This window comes from Cryobacterium sp. Hz7 (assembly GCF_004402815.1).
In the GTDB taxonomy this organism is placed as follows: Bacteria; Actinomycetota; Actinomycetes; order Actinomycetales; family Microbacteriaceae; genus Cryobacterium; species Cryobacterium sandaracinum.
This window is the reverse complement of record NZ_SOFB01000014.1, coordinates 1-19,056: the sequence shown is the minus strand read 5'-3', so window position 1 is coordinate 19,056 and position 19,056 is coordinate 1. Positions and strand designations below refer to the sequence as shown.

Here is a 19,056-nt window from a genome sequence, read left to right as displayed (position 1 = left end):
GTTCAACCAGCTCGTCAGCAGTAAACAGATAACACGTGTGGGGTTCGGGGCATACAGCCCCGGACCCCACACGTGACTAGACTCAACCAGTGATTGAGAATTTCATGTACATACGTTCCGGCTTGGGGACCTGATGATCTGGTATACCGGCAAACGCCTGCTCCAGATGATCCCGGTGTTTTTCGGTGCGACACTCCTGATCTACTTCATGGTGTTCTCTCTTCCCGGAGACCCCATCGCGGCCCTGTACGGCGATCGGCCCCCGGCTCCTGGAGTGATCGAGCAGATCCGCGCCCAGTACAACCTGGACAAGCCATTCATCGTGCAGTACTTCATCTACATCGGCAACTTCTTCCAGGGTGACCTTGGCACCACCTACTCCGGCCGCCCGGTCAGCGACGTGATGGCGAAGGCCTTCCCGATCACCGCCCGTCTGGCCCTGCTCGCGCTGGCCATAGAAGCCATCTTCGGCATCCTCGTCGGTCTCGTCGCTGGGCTCCGCAAGGGCAAGCTCTTCGACACCAGCGCCCTCGTGGTCAGCCTCCTCCTGATCAGCGTCCCCACGTTCGTCATCGGTTTCGTGCTGCAATACGTCTTCGCGGTGAAGCTCGGCTGGGCGCGCACCACGGTGAGCAGCGAAGCTCCCCTGAGTGAACTGCTGCTGCCGGCCCTTGTTCTGGCCTCCGTGTCCTTCGCCTACATTGTGCGGCTCACCCGGGCCAGTGTCTCCGACAACCTCAGCGCGGATTTCGTGCGAACCGCCACAGCAAAGGGGCTCTCCCGCCGCCGGGTGGTGGGCGTGCACGTGTTGCGCAACTCCCTGGTCCCGGTCGTCACCTTCCTCGGCGTCGACCTCGGCTCACTGATGGTCGGTGCCATCGTCACCGAGGGCATCTTCAACATCAACGGCGTCGGCGGCACCGTCTATAAGGCGATCAAGCTCGGCGAAGGACCCACCGTGGTGTCGTTCATCGCGGTGATGGTCGTGATCTTCGTGCTGGCCAACCTGCTCGTCGACCTCCTCTACGCAGCTCTGGACCCGAGGATTCGTTATGCCAAATAAGAACCCGAACGCGCAGACCCACTACGTGGCCGCGCTCGAAGAAACCCCGGTCGAAGTCGTCGACCGCCTCGATGAATCGCAGAAGGCCCGCAGCACCTGGGCGGATGCCTGGGACGCCATGCGCGTGCGGCCCACCTTCTGGATCTCTTCGGCCCTGATCCTCCTGATCGTTATCGTCGCCCTGTTCCCGAGCCTGTTCGCCCAGGTGTCGCCCACCGAGTGCGACCTCGGCGACAGCCACGCTGGTCCGGGAGACGGACATCCGCTCGGCTACACCCGTCAGGGCTGCGACATCTACGCGCGAATCATCTTCGGCACGCAGGCCTCGGTCACCGTCGGCCTGCTCGCCACGATCCTGGTGACCTTCACGGGAATCATCGTCGGCGCGCTCGCCGGTTACTACGGCGGCGTGCTCGACTCAATCGTCTCCCGCATCGGCGACATCTTCTTCGCCGTCCCCACCGTGCTGGGCGCGATCGTGCTCATGTCGGTCCTGCCGGAGCGAACCCCCGTCACCATCGCACTCGTGCTGTCGCTTTTCGCCTGGCCGCAGATCGCGAGAATCATGCGCGGCGCGGTACTCTCCGCCCGCAACTCGGACTACGTCACGGCGTCCGTCGCCCTGGGCGTCAGCAAATTCCGGATTCTGCTGCGCCACGTCGTGCCGAACTCGATCGCCCCCGTGATCGTGATCGCCACCGTCTCGCTGGGCACGTTCATCGTGGCCGAGGCCACCCTGTCGTTCCTCGGCATCGGCCTCCCGCCGGGCATCATGTCCTGGGGTAACGACATCGACGCGGCGAAGAGTTCGCTCCGCACCAACCCGCAGGTGCTGCTCTACCCGGCGGCGGCACTGTCCGTGACCGTTCTCGCGTTCCTTATGCTGGGCGACGTCGTGCGCGACGCCCTCGACCCCGAAGCGAGGGCCCGCCGATGAGCCAGACCGTCATCGAATCCATCGGCGAGAGCGCCGTCGTTTCCACCGAGCCTCTGCTCCAGATCCGCGACCTCGAGGTCGGTTTTCAGACCCAGCACGGCCTCGTCCCCGCCGTGCGGGGGGTCAGCCTCACCCTGTATGCCGGTCAGACGCTGGCGATCGTGGGGGAGTCCGGCTCGGGCAAGACCACGACCGCACAGGCCATCATCAAGCTCCTCGCCGGTACCGGCAAGATTACGGCCGGACAGATCCTGTTCGAGGGCCGCGACCTCGCCGGGCTGTCGGACAAACAGATGCAGGATGTGCGCGGTCGCCTGATCGGCTACGTGCCGCAGGACCCGATGAGCAACCTGAACCCCGTCTGGAACATCGGCTTCCAGGTTGAGGAGGCCATCAGGGCAAACAACGTAGCTCAGGGCAAGGCGGCGCGTCAGCGCACCATCCAGGTGCTGCAGGAGGCGGGCCTCAGCGACGCGGAGGACCGCCTCAAGCAGTTCCCGCACCAGTTCTCCGGCGGCATGCGCCAGCGTGTTCTGATCGGCATCGGCCTGTCCGCCCGGCCGAAGCTCCTGATCGCCGACGAGCCCACCTCGGCGCTCGACGTCACGGTGCAGCGTCAGATCCTGGACCACCTCGGCACCCTCACCCGCGACTACGGCACCTCGGTGCTGTTCATCACCCACGACCTCGGCCTCGCGGCCGAGCGGGCCGAGCAGCTCGTCGTGATGTACAAGGGCAAGGTCGTCGAATCCGGGCCGTCGCTGGAGATCCTCGCCAACCCGCAGCATCCCTATACCCAGCGCCTTGTGGCCGCGGCTCCGAGCCTCGCGTCGCGCCGCATCCAGTCGGCCAAGAGCCAGGATGCGGACGACGTGGAGATCTTCTCCGGTGGATCGCTCGACACGACCCTCGTGGCCCGTGCGGCCGAGCGGGAGCAGGCGGCGGCGACGCAGGACCTGATCAAGGTGCAGAACATCTCCAAGATGTACCGCATCCGCACCAAGGGTCTGAGGTACAACGAGCTGCTGGCCGTCAACGACGTCTCCTTCGCCATCAAGAAGGGCACCACCACGGCGCTCGTCGGCGAATCCGGGTCGGGCAAGTCGACGGTGGCCAAGCTCATCCTGCAGTTGGAGAGCATCACCAGCGGGCAGATCGAATTCGACGGCCAGGATGTCGCCGGGCTCAAGGGTGCGGCGCTGCTCAAGTTCCGGCGTCGCGTTCAGCCGGTCTTCCAGGACCCGTACGGTTCCCTGGACCCGCAGTACAACGTGGGCAACACGATCGCGGAGCCCCTGCTGGCCCACAAGATCGGCAACGCCGCGGAGCGGCAGGCCCGCGTGCGCGAGTTGCTTGACCAGGTCTCCCTTCCCTGGGCCACCCGGTACCGGTACCCGAGCGAACTGTCCGGTGGGCAGCGCCAGCGCATCGCCGTGGCGCGCGCCCTGGCGCTCAAGCCGGACGTGCTCGTGCTCGACGAGGCGGTCTCCGCCCTCGACGTGCTCGTGCAGGGACAGATCCTCAACCTGCTCACCGAGCTGCAGACTGAACTGGGCCTGACCTACCTGTTCATCACGCATGACCTCGCGGTCGTGCGGCTCGTCGCCGACAACGTCTGCGTCATGCAGAAGGGCAAGATCGTCGAGACCGCGTCCACGGACGAGGTCTTCGACAGTCCTCGCGAGGCCTACACCCAGGAGCTGCTCGCGGCCATCCCCGGTGGCAACTTCCAGTTTGGCCGCTGACCGGGTTCCGGGTGCTTCGGCACCAGGTCGTCGTGGTGACCCGATCGGGCGAACGCCTCGTGTGCTGGGGTGCACCGTCCGCTGTCCGGTCGTCGGTGGCGACTTCGCCGGAGACCTCTCGGGCGGCCGGGCAGGTGCGGGAGGCCAGCGGGCGGATCACCGGGTCGTCCGCGCACCGGGCCATCCGCGGCTTCTGGGACCGGCACGAGGCTCCGCAGCGCGCCGGGGAGCGAGTGGTGCGCCGCTGGCATCGACGGTCGTTCCTGGTCGGCGCCGTGCTCGTCCTCGGGCCGGCCGTTCAGCTGGCGTGGTCGTCGCTGGCCTGAATTTTCTGGTTGCGCCTGAGCTTTGCTCCAGGACAGATCGTGTTCTTGCGCATTGTGCCCTCAAAGTTTCAAAACTGTTACATTTTCCGTCTTAGAGTGCCCCAGACTGGCATCTGGGGCAGAGTCGCTTCACGCAGGCATAGGCTCTCCCCTCAAGCACACGAGAGCAGTTCCTTCCCCCGGTATCCCGGCGGGGGGAACGATGGGGGAGTCTTCATGGTTTCGCATCGTTGTACGCAGATCGTCGCCGTTCCCGGCACCCTGGTCTGATCCGAGCTCAACCCGGCCGCGGTCTGGGAAGAGCGCACTCCGATCACGTACAAGGACTACGTGGCCACCTGGACGGCCATGAACGGCACCAACGAGAAGTATTCCCCAGCCTCCACGGCCATCTTCGACCAGATCAGCGCGATCGAATCCACCGGAACCGAATTCGATTTCACGGTCACGTTCGACTCGATCAACGCCGACTGGGCGTCGATCTTCACGAGCGTGCTGCCGGCCAGCGGCGCATCGGCAGCCACGTCGTTCGGCAACTCCGAAACCGACCTGCTCCACATCTCGTCGAACGCCGATGCCGACCAGAGGGCTGAGAAGCGCGCGGATGCCGAGATCCAGGCATCCGGTGGCCTCACCTGGACCCACGTCACCATGAACGGCTCGAAGGGCCCGCTCGCGGACGTCGAACTGCGGCGCGCCATCGGCCACGCCGTCAACCGCGGTCTCATCTCCGAGTCGGTCAACACGCCGGTAGGCGTCGACGCCACCACCCAGGGCAGCTTCATCTTTATGCCGGGTCAAAAGGGATATGAAGACAACGTGGGCGACGCAATCGGCTACGACGTGGCCAACACGGAGCTCGACGCCGACAAGCGCATCGTCATCGCCAACGAGATCAACACGGTCCTCGCCGCGTACGTGCCCATCATCCCGATCGCGCCGCTGCCGAACGTGTACGCCGTGAAGTCCGGCCTCGTCAACCACAGGGCCACCCAGTGGCGGACACACCCGCAACACAGCACGGAGGACGGGACGGGGACTTGAGCCCTCCGCCCCGTTTTTCGTGCTCCGAGTCGGGATCCGAGGGACTCTCAGCCCCCGGACGGGGAGAGTGCGATAGGATTATCCGTTGGGTCGGACTTTGACCACACACATCCATTCTTCGTCGCATGCGGTACTTTGCGGCATCCATTCTTCGTAAGGATTTACTTCATGGCGATTGCCACGCGCAATAACCTCCGAAATGTCGCGATCGTAGCCCACGTTGACCACGGCAAGACCACGCTGGTCGACGCGATGCTCCAGCAGACCAACTCGTTCGCCGAGCACTCACACACCGAAGAGCGCGCCATGGACTCGAACGAACTCGAGCGCGAAAAAGGCATCACCATCCTCGCCAAGAACACGGCGATCTCCTACAAGGGCATCCACGCCAAGGATGGCCCCATCACCATCAACGTGATCGACACCCCCGGCCACGCCGACTTCGGCGGTGAGGTCGAGCGCGGCCTCTCCATGGTCGACGGTGTCGTGCTTCTCGTCGACGCCAGTGAGGGTCCGCTGCCGCAGACCCGCTTCGTGCTGCGCAAGGCGCTCGAGGCCCACCTGCCCGTCATTCTCCTGGTGAACAAGACTGACCGTCCCGATGCTCGCATCGACGAGGTCGTCGAGGAAAGCCAGGACCTGCTCCTCGGCCTCGCCAGCGACATGGCCGACGATGTGCCCGACCTCGACCTCGACCTGGTTCTCAACGTGCCCGTCGTCTACGCGTCCGGCCGTAACGGGTCCGCCAGCCTCAACCGTCCCGAGAACGGCCAGCTGCCCGACAACGAAGACCTCGAGCCGCTCTTCGCAGCGATCCTCGAGCACATTCCGGCGCCGGTCTACGACGACCAGCACCCGCTGCAGGCCTGGGTAACCAACCTCGACTCCTCGCCGTTCCTCGGCCGTCTCGCACTGTTGCGCATCTTCCAGGGCACCATCAAGAAGGGTCAGACGGTCGCCTGGATCAAGCACGACGGCACCATCGCAAATGTGCGTGTCACCGAGCTCATGATCACCAAGGCGCTCGACCGCTACCCAACCGAGAGCGCCGGCCCCGGCGACATCGTCGCTGTCGCCGGATTCGCCGACATCACCATCGGTGAGACCCTGGCCGACCCGGAGGACCCGCGCCCGCTGCCGACCATCACGGTCGACGACCCGGCCATCTCGATGACGATCGGCACCAACACCTCGCCGCTCATCGGCAAGGTCAAGGGCCACAAGCTCACCGCCCGCATGGTCAAGGACCGTCTCGACAAGGAGCTCGTCGGCAACGTCTCGCTCCGCGTTATCGACATCGGACGCCCGGATGCCTGGGAGGTCCAGGGCCGAGGCGAACTCGCCCTCGCCATCCTGGTGGAGCAGATGCGACGCGAAGGCTTCGAGCTCACCGTCGGCAAGCCGCAGGTCGTCGTCAAGCGCGTCGACGGCAAAATTCACGAGCCGTACGAGCACCTCACTATCGACTCGCCGGAAGAGTACCTCGGCGCGATCACCCAGCTGCTCGCCGCCCGCAAGGGACGCATGGAGAACATGGCGAACCACGGCACCGGCTGGGTCCGGATGGAATTCATCGTTCCGTCGCGTGGCCTGATCGGATTCCGCACCGAGTTCCTCACGGACACCCGCGGCACCGGTATCGCGAACGCCATCTTCCACGGCTACGAGGCCTGGGCCGGCACGATCACCACTCGTACCAACGGCTCGATCGTCGCCGACCGGTCCGGCGTGGTCACGCCGTTCGCGATCATCGCTCTGCAGGAGCGCATGTCGTTCTTTGTCAACCCGACCGAAGAGGTCTATGAGGGCATGGTCATCGGCGAGAACTCGCGCGCCGACGACATGGACGTGAACATCACCAAGGAGAAGAAACTGACCAATATGCGTCAGTCCACCTCCGACACGTTCGAGTCGATGACCCCGTCCAAGCAGCTCACGCTCGAGCAGTGCCTCGAGTTCGCCCGTGAAGACGAATGCGTCGAGGTCACCCCGGCCGTCGTGCGCATCCGCAAGGTCGAGTTGGCCGCCTCGGCACGTCAGCGCAACGTCTCGCGTCTGAAAAAGCAGGACGCGAACTAACCGTCGCCACCGTGCGGCTGAGCGGCCGCGACGAGCGAAACCGTAGGGGTGCGGTTATGGTTTTCCATAGTGCTGCCCCTGCGGTTTCGCGCTTTTAAGCACGTGAACGATCGAACCGAAGGATGGGATCCCTGATGCAGTTGAACCGAGTACGTGTGCTGGCCGTCACCTTGGCCGTCGCGGGCGTGGCCCTGCTGTCCGGATGCTCCGGCGAGGCCGTCGGCTCCGCGGTCGACGGCGCGGTGAACGGGGCAACCGGAGGCGATGTCAGCCTGGGCGGGCAGCTGCCCGAGGGCTGGCCGAAAGAGATCCCCGTGATCGACGGGGATCTCGGTTTCGGGGCAGCGAACACCGCGGACGCCGGCCGGGGCTGGGTCGTCACCGTCACCACCAGCGCCGCGGACCCGCTGGCCGACGCCACGGCGATGCTCGAGGCTGCCGGTTTCAGCGCCGACAACGCCGCCACCGCGAACGTCGGCAATGCCGGCGTCGCGGCCCTGACGAACGAGACCTGGTCGGTGGTCGTCGCCGGCACTCCCGAGGGTGTGCTCTACACGGTGTCCCCGGCCGCCTAGCTGAGAACCAATTCGACGGAGATTCTTTCGAAAAACGACTGTTTTGTCGTGTTTGGGCGCGGTTCGGGCAAAATCTCCGTCGAATTCGTTCGGGCCGGAGTTGCTGCACCGGGTCAGGCCGACCGAAAGGCAGGCTCACTCAGCCGCGGGGGATCAGGCGAAGAGGGCGGCACCCGCGTAGGAGCCGCGGGCGGCCCCAAGCGGCCCCGGGCGGGACGGCGCAGAGGGCTGACCCGACGTGGCGGATGTACTCGTTCGGAGCGTCGTGCCGGGCCAGGCGCACGTGCGCTGTCGCGCCGATCAGCGGCAGGTCTGTCCGGCCGGTGAGGGCGAAGTCCGGAGCGGTGAACTCCGTGCCGCCCGACAGCGGGGCACCCTCGCCCTTCTTGCGGCCGAACACGGCCTCCTGCTCGCGCAGGATGGTGCGGTCCCAGGACTCGATGGTCATCCGGATGCGCCGGGCCACCAGATAGGAGCCGCCGGCCAGCCAGGCGGGCCCGTCTCCGCCGCCGACCCAGACATGGTCGGCGGCGGCATCCGGCTCCTCTGCCGTGATAATGGATGTGCCGTCCTTGAAACCGAAGTGGTTGCGCGGCGTGGCCTGCGCCGTACTCGTCGAGGAAGTGGGTCCGAACCCCAATTGAGACCAGCGGAACGCCGCGCGCCCGAAGGCGATGCGGGAGAGGTTGCGGCTGGCGTGCACGGCCACCTGCGGGTCGTCCACGCAGGCCTGGATGCCGAGGTCGCCGCCACTCCGTCCCGGCTCGAGCCTGTCCCCGGGGAAGTGCGGCATTCGACCAGCTCGACCGGGCTCCGACTCCCGATGCCGAAACGGTCGGCGCCGTCGATGCTCTCGAACAGGCTCGGGCCGAACCCGAACGTGATCGTCAGCCCGGAGGCCGGCAGGCCGAGCGCCTCGCCGGTGTCCTCCGGGGTGCGTCGTAAGGGCCGCTGACGGCCCCGAAATCGCCGATGTCACACCCCATAGCCATGGCGGCGGCGGCATCGGTCCGGTCGCGGAGCAGTCGACCAACCCGGACCTGATGGTGCCCGCGGAAACGTCGAACGCCGAGGCCGAGCAGCCCGCGACGTGACAGGCCGCGCGACTGCTGTTGCCCGGTCACCTAGAACACCAGGGTTGCGGTCCGCTGGTTGAGCGGTTCGCCGAGGGCGTCCACCTGGTCGGCGAGGGCCTTGATCTCGGCCTCGCTCAGCTCGGTGTACGGGGTGAAGCCGTCGCCGACGCGCTGGGCGTCCAGCAGTGTCTGCAGCGCGGCGAACTCGGTGTCGAGGCTATCGGCGCGGGCGGCATCCCTGTCGACCAGGATGTCCCGCACGCCGGCGTAGAGCACCGCGGCACCGTCGACGTTGGCCTGGAAATCCCAGAGGTCGGTGTGCGATCAGAACTCCTCCTCGAAGGTGACCTTGCCGGTGGCGACCTTGCCGGTGGCGACCTCGTCGAGAAGGCCGATCGCGCCGTTGGTCTGCTGCGACAGCGTGCAGGAGAGGGTCTGCACTTCCTCGTTCAGGGTCGCGGTGTCCTGCATCAGGCGGTCGGCGAGGCGTCGGCGCTCCGCGGCCGGATAGGCGAGAAAACCGGCCTCGGCGTCGGCCGGCCAGAGGTCCTTCTCGATTGGTGCCAGTCGGTGCCGGTGACCAGCTGGGCCACCTGGTCGCGCACAGAGGAGGCGTCGTTGACGTTGGCGGTCTCGATCTGCGCCTCGAAGTCGTCGTCGACCGCGACAACCTGGTCGGAGGCGGTGACGATGAAGCCGGCCTTGCCGATCCCGTCACCGGTCATGCCGGGCTTGCAGGCGGTGACGTATTCGCCGGCGGCCAGCTGCATGACCAGGTCGCGGGTGAGTCCCTGACCGATGTTCTCGGCCTCGCCGTCGATGCGCAGGCCGTCATCGGCGAGCAGGTAGAACTCCGCGACCTGGTCGCCCGAGTTGGTGATGCTGAAGCTGAGGTTTCCGGCGGGGGCGGTCGATGCTGCACCGGAGTTGGCCGGACAGGTTGCGGGCTCGCGCCAGCATCCAGAACACCATCCAGGTCACGAGGCCCGTCGCCACGATCGACAGCACGCCGCCGATGGCCTCCTGGGACGTGAACGACAGGCCGTAGGTGCCGTTGGTGAGCTGCGCGCCGATGCCGAGCGCCAGCAGCACGGTGAGGCTGCATCCGGTCCGGATACGCCGGAGCACGTCCCGGCGGCCGACCTTCACGACGTAGGCCACGAGGATGGTCACGATGAGGGCGACTTCGAGGCCTTCACGGAGGCCGATCAGGTAATTGCGCGAGCACAAGGCTTCCTGGGTTTGAGGGAGAAGTTTGGTGAGGCTAACCTTAGTATCCTGACTCCAGCTTCGGTTCTGCGATCGTGTCCAGCTATCATTCATGCGTGGGTGTCCGCCCGTCCCAACTCCGTGGAGCTCAGCAATGGTCATGTCCGGCAGCGCAGAACGAGTCGTGTTCGTGCACGACCGGCCCGGTCAGGAATCCCTTTTGACCGGCGGAACCATCGCCCGGCTGCGGTCAGACGACGCCGAGGTCGTCGTTCTGTTCGGCTCCACGGACTCCCACTCCGCGGACGACTCCGACGTGCGCGCAGCCATGGCGGCGCTCGACGTAAGCGACTGGCGGATGCTGCCCGCGGCATCCGGGGCGCAGTCACTGGCCGAGGCCGTCGCCGACGTGCTCGCGGACGTGCACGCCACCGCGGTCGTGATCGGCGCCGACGACGACACCCTCCGCCGGGCGGCCGCCGGGGCCGCCGACAGCCTGAATGTGCCGGTCTTCGAGCACCGCCAGGTGACGGATGCCGTCGGCCAGCGGCTCGTCGCGATCGATGTGAGCGGCCAGGTCGACCAGAAGCTGCGCGCCCTCGCCGCGTATGCGCGCCGCTGGAGCGTCACCGACCACACCGTCGTGCCGGTCGAGTCGGTGGCCGCAGCCGACCCGGCCGACCCGGCCGACCCGGCGGACCGCCCGGTCACGATCGGTGGCACCGAGACCTTCCTGCGGCTGCCCCTGGCGCACGCTCCCGACCCGGACGCGACCCCCGGGCTGCTCAGCCGCGGCCTGGCCGCGGTCGTCGCCCTCCTGACCGGGGCCGCCTTCGGCGTGCTCGGCACGATCGCGCACCAGGCCACCCTCCCAATCGGGCCCGTGACGATCCCGATCGGGCTGATCCTGGCCCTGGCCGGAATCATGACGCTCCTGGCAGGTCTCCGGCTGATGCTGGGGGACCGCCTGGTCGTCTTTTCCTGCGCGATCGGCCTCCTCGGCACGATCTTCATCCTGTCTCTGCGCAGCACCGGCGGCTCTGTCCTGGTCCCCGAGGGGATTCCGGGTTTGCTCTGGACCGTCGTGCCGACCCTGGTGGCCACGATCGTGCTGGCCTGGCCACGAATCCCGGCCCGTCCGCGTTCGGCATAGACTGGATATTCGCTTGTGAAGGGAGCCCTCCAACGTGACATACGTCATTGCTCTGCCGTGCGTCGACGTGAAGGACCGCGCCTGCGTCGACGAGTGCCCGGTCGACTGCATCTACGAGGGTGACCGCTCGCTCTACATCCACCCCGACGAGTGCGTCGACTGCGGTGCCTGCGAACCGGTCTGCCCGGTCGAGGCCATCTACTACGAGGACGATGTGCCCGAGCAGTGGGCCGAGTACTACAAAGCCAACGTCGAGTTCTTCGACGACATCGGCTCGCCCGGCGGGGCGGCCAAGGTCGGCGTGATCCATAAGGACCACCCCATCATTGCCGTGCTGCCTCCCCAGGTCTGATTCAGCCATGCTGAAGCCGCTCCCCGACTACCCGTGGGACCAGATGGTCCCCTTCGCCGCCCGGGCCCGGGCCCATGCGGGCGGCATCGTCGATCTGTCGATCGGTTCGCCGGTGGACCCGACGCCCGAGGTCATCCGCCGAGCGCTGGCCCAGGCCACCGACGCCCACTCTTACCCGCAGACCGCCGGCACGCCGGAGCTGCGGCGGGCGATCATCGACTGGTACGAGCGCCGGCGCGGCGTCACCGGCCTCACCGAGAAGAACGTTCTGCCGACCATCGGGTCGAAGGAGATAGTGGCCCTGCTGCCCTTCATGCTCGGGTTCGGCGAGGGTGACACCATTGTGCATCCGCTTGCCGCGTACCCGACGTACAGCATCGGCGCGGCCATGGCCGGAGCGGACGCCCTCGCCGCCGACGACCCCGCCGACTGGCCCGAGACGACGAAGCTGGTGTGGCTGAACAGCCCGGGCAACCCGGATGGCCGGGTTCTCTCGGTCGACGCGCTGCGCACGGCCGTCGCGCGCGCCCGGGAACTCGGCGCGGTGATCGTCTCCGACGAATGCTACGCCGAGCTCGGCTGGACCGACGGGTGGGATGCCCGGCCGACCCCGAGCATCCTGGACCCCCGCGTCATCGGGCAGGACCGGCACGATGTGCTCGCGCTCTACTCCCTGAGCAAGCAGTCGAACATGGCCGGCTACCGCGGCGCGTTCGCGGCCGGCTGCGCGGACCTGCTCGCCCGGGTGCTGACCGTGCGCAAGCATGCCGGCCTCATGCTTCCCGCGCCGCTGCAAGCCGCCATGGTGGCCGCGCTCGGCGACGACGAACACGTCATCGTGCAGCGTCGGCGCTACCAGACGCGACGCGAGGTGCTGCTGCCCGCACTGGTGGCGGCGGGCTTCCGCATCACCCGCAGTGAGGCCGGGCTTTACCTCTGGGCGACCGAGGGGCGCCCCGCCTGGGAATCGATCGGGCGGCTCGCCGAGCGGGGTATCCTCGCCGGACCCGGTCCGTTCTACGGCGACGGCTACCCGAGACACGTGCGCTTCTCCCTCACCGCCACGGACGAACGCATCGCGGCGGCTGTGACTCGGTTGCACGCTGGCTAATGCCCCACTGTCGGGAAATGTCAACTCTCTCCAATGAAGAGTGGACATTCTTGGTGGATGCAACAGTAGGCGGTTGCGGCCATTAGGCTGTATCCGCGTTGACGTCTCCAGACACACCGGTGTGCTGTGGCCCATCGCCACAGACGGTCAGCCACCAGACGGTTAGGTAGTGATATCCAGTGACACTCAGTCAGACCCAGGGAGCCGCCGTGAGCGACATCGCCGAGCGAACGCCATCCATCGAACCCAAGCAGGCAACACTGTCGTTCCCCGGCGGATCCGCCGAGTTCCCGATCGTGCGAGGCACGGCCGGCGCCTCCGGCATCGATATCTCGACGCTGACCCGCAAATCGGGTCTGATCACCCTCGACTCCGGGTTTGTGAATACCGCGGCCACGCGGTCGGCGATCACGTTCATCGACGGCGAGAAGGGCATCCTGCGCTACCGGGGCTATCCGATCGAACAGATCGCCCAGAACTCCAACTTCCTCGAGACCGCCTGGCTGTTGATTTACGGTTCCCTTCCTAGCGCGAGCGAACTCGAGGCCTTCGACACGCGCATCCGTCGGCACACCCTGCTGCACGAAGACCTGCGCCGCCTCTTCGACGTGCTGCCGTACAACGCGCACCCGATGGCTGTGCTCTCCGCCGGCACCTCGGCGCTGGCCGCGTACTACCAGGATGCGCTCGAGCCCAACGACCCGGAGCAGGTCGAGCTGGCCACCGTGCACCTGCTCGCCAAGCTGCCCGTGATGGCGGCGTACGCCTACAAGAAGAGCATCGGCCAGGCATTCCTGTATCCCGACAACTCGCTCGGCTACGTGGACAACTTCCTGCGGCTGATCTTCGGCACACTCGCCGAGCCCTACGAGGTGAACCCGGTCGTCAGTAAGGCCCTCGAGCGCCTGCTGATGCTGCACGAGGACCATGAGCAGAACGCGTCGACCTCGACCGTTCGCCTGGTCGGCTCCACTGAGGCGAACCTGTTCGCGTCGGTCTCCGCGGGCATCAACGCGCTTTCCGGGCCTCTGCACGGCGGCGCCAACGAGGCCGTGCTCAAGATGCTGGGCGAGATCAAAGCATCCGGCGAAGGCGTCGAGAAGTTCGTTGAACGGGTCAAGAACAAAGAACAGGGCGTTCGCCTGATGGGCTTCGGCCACCGGGTGTACAAGAACTACGACCCGCGGGCGACCCTGGTCAAGGAGAGCGCCGACGAGGTGCTCGCCGCACTGGGCGTCAAGGACGACCTGCTGGACATCGCCAAGGAACTCGAACACATCGCGCTCAACGACGACTACTTCCGGGAGCGCAAGCTCTATCCGAACGTGGACTTCTACACCGGCGTCATTTACAAGGCGATGGGCTTCCCGACCAGCATGTTCACGGTACTCTTCGCGATCGGCCGGTTGCCCGGCTGGGTGGCGCACTGGCGCGAGATGAACGAGGACCCCACGACCAAGATCGGTCGCCCGCAACAGCTCTACATCGGGTCGCCGGCCCGCGATTTCCCGCGCCGCTAGCCGCCGCGAGGCACCGCGCGCCCGCGCTGCCGGGATCGAACCAATTCGACGGAGATTCTGCCGAAAATGCCGGTTTCCGGCCTGTTTAGGGCGATTTCGAGCAGAATCTCCGTCGAATTCGTCAGGGACCTGGGGCTGTAGGCGGGCGGCGCCTCGGCGATGATGGTCGGGTGCGTCGTTCCCACGCCACTCTCTTGCGACTGGCAGCGTACTCAGCGGAGGCGCCGCCGTGCGGGTTGTTTCGGTCACGCTCGAGCGTCGGACCGGCCGCCCGGCGTCAGGCGTGCAGCTGGGCGTTCAGCACGATGCCGGTGCCGGTGCGCGCCAGCACCTCGACCGCGCCCGAGACCGAGTTGCGGCGGAAAAGCAGGTTCGCGACCCCGGAGAGTTCGACGGCCTTCACCGACGGCGTCGTGCCGTCGGCAGTGCGCGGCTGGCCCGGCAGCAGCACCTTGGTGCCGGCGGTCACATAGAGCCCCGCCTCGACGACGCTGTCGGCGCCGATCGAGATGCCCACCCCGGAATTGGCCCCGAGCAGGGCCCGTTCGCCGATGGACACCCGTTCGGTACCGCCGCCGGAGAGCGTGCCCATGATGGAGGCACCGCCGCCGATGTCGGCGCCGTCACCCACGACGACACCCTGAGAGATCCTGCCCTCGACCATCGAGGTGCCGAGGGTACCGGCGTTGAAGTTGACGAAACCCTCGTGCATCACCGTGGTGCCGGGGGAGAGGTACGCCCCAAGACGCACCCGGGACGCGTCCGCGATCCGCACCCGGTCGGGCGTGACGTAGTTCAGTAGCGGCGGGAACTTGTCGATTCCGGTCGTCTGGATGCCGTGGCGCTGCAGGGCCGGCCGCAGTCGGGTGAAGTCGGCGGGCAGCATCGGGCCGGCATTCGTCCAGACCACGGCGGGCAGGTGGCCGAAGATGCCGTCGAGGTTGAGGGTGTTCGGGCGCACCAGCAGGTGCGACAGCAGGTGCAGGCGCAGGTAGGCATCCGACGTTCCGGCAGGCGCAGCGGTGAGGTCGATCTCGATCGTCACGGCCTCGATTCGCACCATTCGCCTCGGGTCCACCCCGGCGAATTCCTCGAGTTCAGACGGCACGATCCAGCGGTCGCGCCCGGCCGGCAGGGTTCCGAGCCGAGGTTCGGGGAACCAGGTGTCCAGCACCGTGCCGTCGCCGGCGACGGTGGCGAGGCCGTAGCCCCACGCGTTCGAGGGGGAAACGGATGTCGGGGGCACGGCGGAGGTCATGGCTCTAGGTTAGTAGAGTGCCCCAAAACACCGTGAACCTGGACCTGTCCGCGACCTCGATCGAGCTCACCCGGGCGCTCTGCGACCTCGAGTCGGTGTCCGGTAACGAGGCCGCCATCGCAGACGCGGTGGAACGCGCGCTGGCCGGGTACCCGCACCTCGACATCTTCCGCGACGGCGACACCGTCGTCGCCCGCACCGACCTGGGTCGGGCCCAGCGCGTGATCATTGCCGGCCATCTCGACACAGTCCCGCTGAACGACAACCTGCCGACCCGGTTCGAGACCATCGATGGCGTCGACTATCTCTGGGGCCGCGGCACCGTCGACATGAAGGCCGGCGTGGCCGTGCAGCTGAAGCTGGCCGCCGAACTGACCGCGTCCAGCGTCGACGTAACGTGGATGTGGTACGACCACGAGGAGGTTTCCGACGACCTCAACGGTCTCGGCCGCCTCGCCCTCAACCGGCCCGACCTCTTCGCGGGGGACTTCGCTATCCTCGGCGAGCCCACAAACAGCCAGATCGAGGGTGGCTGCAACGGAAACGTGCGCGTGGAGATCCGCACCTTCGGGCTGCGCGCCCACTCCGCCCGCAGCTGGGTCGGCGACAATGCCATCCACAAGATCGGGCCCGTCATCGACATCCTGGCGGCCTACGAGCCGCGGCAGGTCGAGGTCGAAGGCCTCGTCTACCGCGAAGGCCTCAACGCCGTCGGCATCGGCGGCGGCATCGCCGGCAACGTCATCCCCGATGAGTGCATGGTGCACATCAATTATCGGTTCGCCCCCAGCCGCACCTCGGCGGAGGCCATCGTGCACCTGGAGGAGCTCTTCGCGGGCTACGAGATCACCGTCGTCGACCGGGCCGAGGGTGCCCGGCCGGGCCTGGATGCCCCGCTGGCCCTGCAGTTCCTGACCGCGGTCGGCGGCGAGGCCAAGCCCAAGTACGGCTGGACGGATGTCGCCCGCTTCTCCGCCCTGGGCATTCCCGCCGTCAACTACGGCCCCGGCGACCCGCTGAAGGCCCACGCCGACGACGAACGCGTCGCCCTGGCGCAGATCACGGACTGCGAGGACGGCCTTCGCGCGTGGCTGACCACAAGCGTCGGGTAGCCGTGGCGTCGTCCGGCTGGAAGGCCGGCTACCGGCTCACGCCGTGGTGGGCCCTGGTCGCCCTGATCTGGGCCGCGTCCCGGCTCGTCACGACCACCCTGGTGCTACTGCTTGCGAATGTGCAGGGCGCCAACCCGTGGACGGGCGTGTCACCCGGCTACGCGGAGTTCGCGAACATGTGGGACGCCCGCTGGTACAACATCGTCGCCGTCGCGGGCTACCCGTCGACACTGCCGCTCACCGCCGGCGGGGAGATCGCGGAGAACGCCTGGGCCTTTATGCCCGGCTACCCGGTGGTCGTGCGCCTGCTGATGGTGCTCCTCGGGCAGCCGTGGGCACCCGTGGCCGTATTCGTGTCCCTGGCCGCCAGCCTCGGCGCCGCCCTGCTGTTCTACCGGCTGATGCGCACTGTACAGGCCTCCGGGACGGCGTTGTTCGCGGTGGTGCTGTTCTGTGTGGCCCCGCTGTCGCCCGTGCTGCAGTTCGGTTATGCCGAGTCGCTGTACCTCTTCCTGCTCACGTTGGCACTTCTCCTGCTGCTCGAGCGGCGGTATGTGCTGCTGTTCCCGGTGATCGCCGTGATGGCGCTGACCCGGCCCAGCGGCCTGGCCTTCGCGCTCGCCCTGGGGCTGCACGTCCTGCACCGCTGGCTTGCCCGGACACAAGACCCGTTTTCGGTGCGCGAACGGTTGCTGGCGTCATCCGTTGCCGTGTTCAGCGGCATTTCCGGCCTGGCCTGGCCGGCCATCGCCTGGATCGCCACGGGGTCGATCACCGCCTACACCGACACCGAGCTGGCCTGGCGGTCGGCCTACATCGGCTACCAGGAACTCGTTCCGTTCACCGCCTGGTTCCAGGGCGGTGTCTGGTGGCTCGGGATGCCGCTGGGCATCATCGTTGTCTCGGGGCTCATCCTGGCGTTCGGCCTGACCCTGTTGCTGCCGGCGGTGCGCCGACTGGGCACTGACCTGCGGTTCTGGCTCGCCAGCTACGGCCTCTACCTGCTAGCGGTGTTTTTCCCGCAGTCGAGCACCTTCCGCCTGCTGATGCCAATGTTTCCGTTGTTGGGTGCCGTGGCGCAGCCGCGGAGCGCCGTCTACCGGGTGGGCATCGTGCTGCTGTTCATCGCCGGACAGTGGGGCTGGCTCCTGCTGTGCTGGGGGGTCGACGGAGCGGACTGGACACCTCCCTAATTACAGTCTCAGCCCGTAATGGCAGATAATAGAAGTTCAGACGAATGAATGGAAGGGGAGTTCATGGCGGCCATGAAGCCAAGGACCGGAGACGGGCCAATGGAGGCTGTAAAAGAGGGGCGCCTTATCATCGTGCGTGTTCCGCTCGAAGGTGGAGGTCGACTTGTCGTCTCTGTGAACGACGCTGAAGCCAAAGAGCTTCACGATGCCCTCGCCGGTGTAGTCCAGCCGACCGTATAGTTCCGGGATCGGCCGCGCAGCTCAGGTTGTGCGGCCGATCTTTTTTGCCGACCTGGAGCGGATGGGTTTCCCGCGGACAGCCGTCGCACCGCCCGTCGGAGGTACCCGTCACCGGGCCCGCCACCCGCATCCGTCGGCACGTAAACGCTGAGAATCTTAGGAAACGCCGGTTTGGGCGCCATCAGTTCCGGCGTGTCGCGTATTTCTCCGAGTTGACGTCACGACGGATGCCCCGGGCTGGCTGCGCTCGCCGCCGGTGGTTGAGCGTGCCAAAACCCGGCAGTCCAGCCTGCAAACCCGCGCCGCACCATCCGTGCCCCGCGCCGCCACCTCCTCCTGTCACCGAATCAATTAGAACAGGAAAACGAAACTCAACAGTTATATTCCCTCAGCTATTGACTCCAACTTAGAACGTGTATACGATATAGGTATGGCTGGAGCCCCCACTCCGCACCACTCCACCGCCTCACCGCAGGGGGTGCCGTCCCTCGCGCAGGCACCCCTCGCGCAGGCACCCCGTGCACAGTCACCCCTCGTGCAGCAGCTGCAGCAGGCCCGTGATCTGGCCGCAGCCGTGCTCGACTCGGTGTCTTTCTCCCTCCTGGGCGAGGCGGACGCGATGATGGTGCTGGGCGCGGTTGAAGACCCCGGCCGTCGGGTCGATGCGGCCAGGGTTGCCTCCGCCGCTGACATTTCGGTGCGGTCTCGGCGTATCCTGGGCCATGAGTCCCTGGCGTATAAGAACGGGGCTAGCAGCGGCATCGACCTGGTCACTCGCCTGACCCGCGTCTCGTCGCGTGAGGCGAATCGGCGGGTGCGCCTGGGCGAGAACGTGACCCCGCGCCGGGCGGGCACCAGCATGTTGCCGCCCTACTATCCGGCCGTGGCCGATTCCCTCACCGCCGGGGACCTCGGCGTGGACGCGGCCGAGAACATCGTCACGGCCCTCGACCTGGTCGCGGCCCGGGTCGCGCCCGACGAGCTCGGCACTGCCGAACGTGCCCTGGTGGCCAGTGCGACCGGCGCCGTCACCGACGACACCCGCGGCCTGCCCGGGGAGGGG

Annotated in this window: 20 protein-coding genes and 1 pseudogene; 15 read left to right on the top strand and 6 right to left on the bottom strand. The window is 66.9% G+C overall.

Annotated features, from left to right (window positions below):
* The first annotated feature begins 133 nt into the window (after window positions 1-133).
* The 7 genes from E3N86_RS03350 (at window position 134) to E3N86_RS03320 (ending at window position 7,769) form a co-directional block, all read left to right on the top strand.
* Entirely contained in the window at window positions 134-1,063 is a 930-nt protein-coding gene (locus E3N86_RS03350; protein ID WP_104100879.1) for an ABC transporter permease, read from the top strand.
* The gene (locus tag E3N86_RS03345; RefSeq protein WP_104100880.1) at window positions 1,053-2,000 is read left to right on the top strand and encodes an ABC transporter permease; all 948 of its coding nucleotides are present in this window, start codon (window positions 1,053-1,055) and stop codon (window positions 1,998-2,000) included. Before E3N86_RS03350 ends, E3N86_RS03345 begins: the two co-directional genes overlap by 11 nt.
* Window positions 1,997-3,745, top strand: a complete 1,749-nt coding sequence (locus E3N86_RS03340) for an ABC transporter ATP-binding protein (RefSeq protein WP_134342331.1) — start codon at window positions 1,997-1,999, stop codon at window positions 3,743-3,745. The genes E3N86_RS03345 and E3N86_RS03340 overlap by 4 nt, the downstream gene beginning before the upstream one ends.
* A 35-nt stretch (window positions 3,746-3,780) precedes the next feature.
* Complete coding sequence (locus E3N86_RS03335; RefSeq protein WP_134511330.1) at window positions 3,781-4,071, top strand: hypothetical protein; 291 nt, start codon at window positions 3,781-3,783, stop codon at window positions 4,069-4,071.
* Between the two features lie 330 nt (window positions 4,072-4,401).
* On the top strand, window positions 4,402-5,115 hold the full coding sequence (locus tag E3N86_RS03330) for an ABC transporter substrate-binding protein (protein WP_134511329.1): 714 nt from the start codon (window positions 4,402-4,404) through the stop codon (window positions 5,113-5,115).
* Window positions 5,116-5,283: 168 nt separating this feature from the next.
* The gene (gene typA / locus E3N86_RS03325; RefSeq protein ID WP_134342334.1) at window positions 5,284-7,194 is read left to right on the top strand and encodes a translational GTPase TypA; all 1,911 of its coding nucleotides are present in this window, start codon (window positions 5,284-5,286) and stop codon (window positions 7,192-7,194) included.
* Between the two features lie 134 nt (window positions 7,195-7,328).
* Window positions 7,329-7,769 (top strand): hypothetical protein, encoded by a 441-nt coding sequence (locus tag E3N86_RS03320; RefSeq protein WP_134420487.1) that lies wholly within the window; start codon window positions 7,329-7,331, stop codon window positions 7,767-7,769.
* 139 nt (window positions 7,770-7,908) lie between these two features.
* Here E3N86_RS03320 and E3N86_RS03315 read toward each other — a convergent pair.
* The 5 genes and pseudogenes from E3N86_RS03315 to E3N86_RS03305 all read right to left on the bottom strand — a co-directional run bounded on the left by E3N86_RS03315 (window position 7,909) and on the right by E3N86_RS03305 (window position 10,075).
* Window positions 7,909-8,654, bottom strand: a pseudogene (locus E3N86_RS03315) (Dyp-type peroxidase).
* Between the two features lie 239 nt (window positions 8,655-8,893).
* Complete coding sequence (locus tag E3N86_RS17245) at window positions 8,894-9,121, bottom strand: hypothetical protein (RefSeq protein ID WP_241985929.1); 228 nt, start codon at window positions 9,119-9,121, stop codon at window positions 8,894-8,896.
* Window positions 9,122-9,169: 48 nt separating this feature from the next.
* Entirely contained in the window at window positions 9,170-9,316 is a 147-nt protein-coding gene (locus E3N86_RS17240) for a hypothetical protein (protein ID WP_241985928.1), read from the bottom strand.
* Window positions 9,316-9,615 (bottom strand): hypothetical protein, encoded by a 300-nt coding sequence (locus E3N86_RS17235; protein WP_241985927.1) that lies wholly within the window; start codon window positions 9,613-9,615, stop codon window positions 9,316-9,318. Before E3N86_RS17235 ends, E3N86_RS17240 begins: the two co-directional genes overlap by 1 nt.
* Window positions 9,616-9,676: 61 nt before the next feature.
* Window positions 9,677-10,075, bottom strand: a complete 399-nt coding sequence (locus tag E3N86_RS03305) for an FTR1 family protein (protein WP_370295301.1) — start codon at window positions 10,073-10,075, stop codon at window positions 9,677-9,679.
* Window positions 10,076-10,214: 139 nt separating this feature from the next.
* On the opposite strand from E3N86_RS03305, the gene E3N86_RS03300 reads away from it, so the two are divergent.
* The 4 genes from E3N86_RS03300 (at window position 10,215) to E3N86_RS03285 (ending at window position 14,190) form a co-directional block, all read left to right on the top strand.
* On the top strand, window positions 10,215-11,207 hold the full coding sequence (locus E3N86_RS03300; protein ID WP_104099173.1) for a PIG-L deacetylase family protein: 993 nt from the start codon (window positions 10,215-10,217) through the stop codon (window positions 11,205-11,207).
* Between the two features lie 34 nt (window positions 11,208-11,241).
* Entirely contained in the window at window positions 11,242-11,559 is a 318-nt protein-coding gene (gene fdxA / locus E3N86_RS03295) for a ferredoxin (protein WP_104099174.1), read from the top strand.
* A gap of 7 nt (window positions 11,560-11,566) precedes the next feature.
* Window positions 11,567-12,670: a succinyldiaminopimelate transaminase gene (dapC, locus tag E3N86_RS03290; protein ID WP_134511327.1), complete on the top strand. Its 1,104-nt coding sequence runs from the start codon at window positions 11,567-11,569 to the stop codon at window positions 12,668-12,670.
* Between the two features lie 239 nt (window positions 12,671-12,909).
* Entirely contained in the window at window positions 12,910-14,190 is a 1,281-nt protein-coding gene (locus E3N86_RS03285; protein ID WP_369827911.1) for a citrate synthase, read from the top strand.
* Window positions 14,191-14,467: 277 nt separating this feature from the next.
* On the opposite strand, the gene dapD is transcribed toward E3N86_RS03285, so the two are convergent.
* Complete coding sequence (gene dapD / locus E3N86_RS03280) at window positions 14,468-15,448, bottom strand: 2,3,4,5-tetrahydropyridine-2,6-dicarboxylate N-succinyltransferase (RefSeq protein WP_134400793.1); 981 nt, start codon at window positions 15,446-15,448, stop codon at window positions 14,468-14,470.
* A gap of 17 nt (window positions 15,449-15,465) precedes the next feature.
* Between dapD and dapE the strand changes: the two genes are divergently transcribed.
* The 4 genes from dapE to E3N86_RS03260 form a co-directional block, all read left to right on the top strand.
* Window positions 15,466-16,560: a succinyl-diaminopimelate desuccinylase gene (gene dapE / locus E3N86_RS03275; RefSeq protein ID WP_134511326.1), complete on the top strand. Its 1,095-nt coding sequence runs from the start codon at window positions 15,466-15,468 to the stop codon at window positions 16,558-16,560.
* Window positions 16,536-17,753: a hypothetical protein gene (locus E3N86_RS03270; RefSeq protein ID WP_233191089.1), complete on the top strand. Its 1,218-nt coding sequence runs from the start codon at window positions 16,536-16,538 to the stop codon at window positions 17,751-17,753. Before dapE ends, E3N86_RS03270 begins: the two co-directional genes overlap by 25 nt.
* Window positions 17,754-17,816: 63 nt before the next feature.
* Window positions 17,817-17,993, top strand: a complete 177-nt coding sequence (locus E3N86_RS03265; protein WP_104099180.1) for a DUF3117 domain-containing protein — start codon at window positions 17,817-17,819, stop codon at window positions 17,991-17,993.
* A 430-nt stretch (window positions 17,994-18,423) separates the two neighbouring features.
* Window positions 18,424-19,056: DUF222 domain-containing protein (locus E3N86_RS03260; protein WP_134511325.1), on the top strand; the 633-nt coding region annotated here is incomplete at its 3' end.